Here is a 3,846-nt window from a genome sequence, read left to right on the forward strand (position 1 = left end):
AGAGAAACCATGAGATGGCTTAGTCGGCCGGAATTGGTGGAGGGATTGGAGGTAGGTAGGAAAGCTTGTCCGAGGCATTTTTGTTGTTGGAACTTCGGTTCCTCTGACGGGAATGCTGGATTGGTGTTGCCTGACCGCGCATCACCGGATGATATCTCGAGAAGCTGGTCTTAATGATACGACCTCGAAGTGCACCGGCGTGCCTTCAAAGAGGATTGTATCGAACACGTCGATGTCATCAGGAAATGACCTGGTTGTAAAAGGTAACCGGGTTGCCGTTCCCTAGGGAATGGCTATGGATGAGCATAGACAATGAGAACGAAGAAGTGAATTAAGGGCATTTGGTGGATGCCTTGGCATGCACAGGCGAAGAAGGACGTGATACGCTGCGAAAAGCCGTGGGGAGCTGCGAATAAGCTTTGATCCATGGATCTCCGAATGGGGCAACCCACCTTAAATACCTAGAAAATCTGTTTTGCAGACACCTTGAATAAGACTTTTGATCGGTTTGCATGGGACTTCCCATACAGACCGATAGGTCGTCGCCAATTGTTTGGCGCGCCGTCCGCAGGCCTTCGGCCGTGAGGACAAAAGAGACCCCGGCGATACCGGGTTCAAGGGTTCGGCAAAAGAGGTTTCTAGGTATTGTAATAAGGTATCTTACTTTCGAATACATAGGGGTAAGAAGCGAACGCAGGGAACTGAAACATCTAAGTACCTGCAGGAAAGGACATCAACCGAGACTCCGCAAGTAGTGGCGAGCGAACGCGGACCAGGCCAGTGGCAATGATGAATAAAGCGGAACGATCTGGAAAGGTCGGCCATAGAGGGTGATAGCCCCTTACGCGTAGAACAGTCATTGTCCTTGAGTAGGGCGGGACACGTGAAATCCTGTCTGAACATGGGGAGACCACTCTCCAAGCCTAAGTACTCGTGCATGACCGATAGCGAACAAGTACCGTGAGGGAAAGGTGAAAAGCACCCCGACGAGGGGAGTGAAATAGAACCTGAAACCGGATGCCTACAAACAGTCGGAGCCCGCAAGGGTGACGGCGTACCTTTTGTATAATGGGTCAACGACTTAGTGTAACTAGCAAGCTTAAGCCGGTAGGTGTAGGCGCAGCGAAAGCGAGTCTGAATAGGGCGATTTTAGTTAGTTGCATTAGACCCGAAACCGAGTGATCTAGCCATGAGCAGGCTGAAGGTTGGGTAACACCAACTGGAGGGCCGAACCCGTATCTGTTGCAATAGATTGGGATGACTTGTGGCTAGGGGTGAAAGGCCAATCAAACTCGGAAATAGCTGGTTCTCCGCGAAATCTATTTAGGTAGAGCGTCGACCGAATACCCTCGGGGGTAGAGCACTGGATGGGCTATGGGGACTCACCGTCTTACTGATCCTAACCAAACTCCGAATACCGAGGAGTACTAGTCGGCAGACACACGGCGGGTGCTAACGTCCGTCGTGAAAAGGGCAACAACCCTGACCTCCAGCTAAGGTCCCCAAGTCATGGCTAAGTGGGAAAGGATGTGAGGATCCCAAAACAACCAGGATGTTGGCTTAGAAGCAGCCATCATTTAAAGAAAGCGTAACAGCTCACTGGTCTAAATAAGGGTCTTTGCGCCGAAAATGTAACGGGGCTAAAGCCATGCACCGAAGCTGAGGATGTGCGTAAGCACGTGGTAGCGGAGCGTTCCGTAAGTCTGTGAAGGCGGACCCGTGAGGGCTGCTGGAGATATCGGAAGTGCGAATGTTGACATGAGTAACGATAAAGGGAGTGAGAGACTCCCTCGCCGAAAGACCAAGGGTTCCTGCTTAAAGTTAATCTGAGCAGGGTTAGCCGGCCCCTAAGACGAGGCGGACACGCGTAGTCGATGGGAACCACGTTAATATTCGTGGGCCTGGTGGTAGTGACGGATCTCGTGTGTTGTTCAACCTTATTGGATTGGTTGGGCGGCGAAGAGGTTCCAGGAAATAGCTCCACCGTATAGACCGTACCCGAAACCGACACAGGTGGTCAGGTAGAGTATACCAAGGCGCTTGAGAGAACTATGTTGAAGGAACTCGGCAAATTGCACGCGTAACTTCGGAAGAAGCGTGACCCTTTTGTACGCAAGTATGATGGGGTGGCACAGACCAGGGGGTAGCGACTGTTTATCAAAAACACAGGGCTCTGCGAAGTAGCAATACGACGTATAGGGTCTGACGCCTGCCCGGTGCTGGAAGGTTAAAGGGAGGGGTGCAAGCTCTGAACTGAAGCCCCAGTAAACGGCGGCCGTAACTATAACGGTCCTAAGGTAGCGAAATTCCTTGTCGGGTAAGTTCCGACCTGCACGAATGGCGTAACGACTTCCCCGCTGTCTCCAACATAGACTCAGTGAAATTGAATTCCCCGTGAAGATGCGGGGTTCCTGCGGTCAGACGGAAAGACCCCGTGCACCTTTACTATAGCTTTACACTGGCATTCGCCAAGGCATGTGTAGGATAGGTGGTAGGCTTTGAAGCAGGGACGCCAGTTTCTGTGGAGCCATCCTTGAAATACCACCCTTATCTTCGTGGATGTCTAACCGCGGTCCGTTATCCGGATCCGGGACAGTGTATGGTGGGTAGTTTGACTGGGGCGGTCGCCTCCGAAAGAGTAACGGAGGCGCGCGATGGTTAGCTCAGACCGGTCGGAAATCGGTCGTCGAGTGCAATGGCATAAGCTAGCCTGACTGCGAGACTGACAAGTCGAGCAGAGACGAAAGTCGGTCATAGTGATCCGGTGGTCCCGTGTGGAAGGGCCATCGCTCAACGGATAAAAGGTACGCCGGGGATAACAGGCTGATGACCCCCAAGAGTCCATATCGACGGGGTTGTTTGGCACCTCGATGTCGACTCATCGCATCCTGGGGCTGGAGCAGGTCCCAAGGGTATGGCTGTTCGCCATTTAAAGCGGTACGTGAGTTGGGTTCAGAACGTCGTGAGACAGTTCGGTCCCTATCTGCCGTGGGTGTAGGAATATTGACAGGATCTGTCCCTAGTACGAGAGGACCGGGATGGACGTATCTCTGGTGGATCTGTTGTCCTGCCAAGGGCATAGCAGAGTAGCTATATACGGAATGGATAACCGCTGAAGGCATCTAAGCGGGAAACCAACCTGAAAACGAGTGTTCCCTATCAGAGCCGTGGAAGACGACCACGTTGATAGGACGGGTGTGGAAGCACAGCAATGTGTGAAGCTTACCGTTACTAATAGCTCGATCGACTTCTTCGTTCCCATTGAATATGTTCATCAAGCAAAGCTTGATGACATCATTCTTCTGTCCTGACGCCCGAAGGGCTCCGGACGGGCCGCGCCAAAAGGCGCGACGACCTCTGGTCTGTATGGCTGCCACGCTCACTGTTGAGCAAAGGTGGAATACGGATGGGTCAAGTGAGACGTGTTAAATTAAATAGAGCCATGGCTCTCCAGCTTCTCGAAAACAACGTATGTTGTTGCGTTTTGCCGACCTGGTGGTTATCGCGGGGCGGCTGCACCCGTTCCCTTTCCGAACACGGCCGTGAAACGCCCCAGCGCCAATGGTACTTCGTCTCAAGACGCGGGAGAGTAGGTCGCTGCCAGGTCTGCAAAACGCAACAGCAAATCTTCTCATTCTCAAATAAGGGCCAGCGCCCAAATCAACAGGCCGCGTAAGCGGCCTTTGTGTTATAATGAAATCACTTCGGTTCTTTGCCAAAAGCAAAAACCAGATCTAGGCGACAAGTTCTTCCGACTTCTCGCTGGTGCCGCGGGGTGGAGCAGCCCGGTAGCTCGTCAGGCTCATAACCTGAAGGCCGCAGGTTCAAATCCTGCCCCCGCAACCA

At 52.7% G+C, this 3,846-nt stretch carries 1 tRNA gene and 2 rRNA genes; all 3 read left to right on the plus strand.

The window, feature by feature from the left end:
• Positions 1 to 320 precede the first annotated feature (320 nt).
• Positions 321 to 3,256 (plus strand): 23S ribosomal RNA (locus tag ACIQUH_RS27770).
• A 235-nt stretch (positions 3,257 to 3,491) separates the two neighbouring features.
• Positions 3,492 to 3,606: ribosomal RNA gene (rrf, locus tag ACIQUH_RS27775) — 5S ribosomal RNA — on the plus strand.
• A 163-nt stretch (positions 3,607 to 3,769) separates the two neighbouring features.
• Positions 3,770 to 3,846, plus strand: a tRNA-Met gene (locus tag ACIQUH_RS27780).

This window comes from Agrobacterium sp. NPDC090283 (assembly GCF_044769685.1).
GTDB lineage: Bacteria > Pseudomonadota > Alphaproteobacteria > Rhizobiales > Rhizobiaceae > Agrobacterium.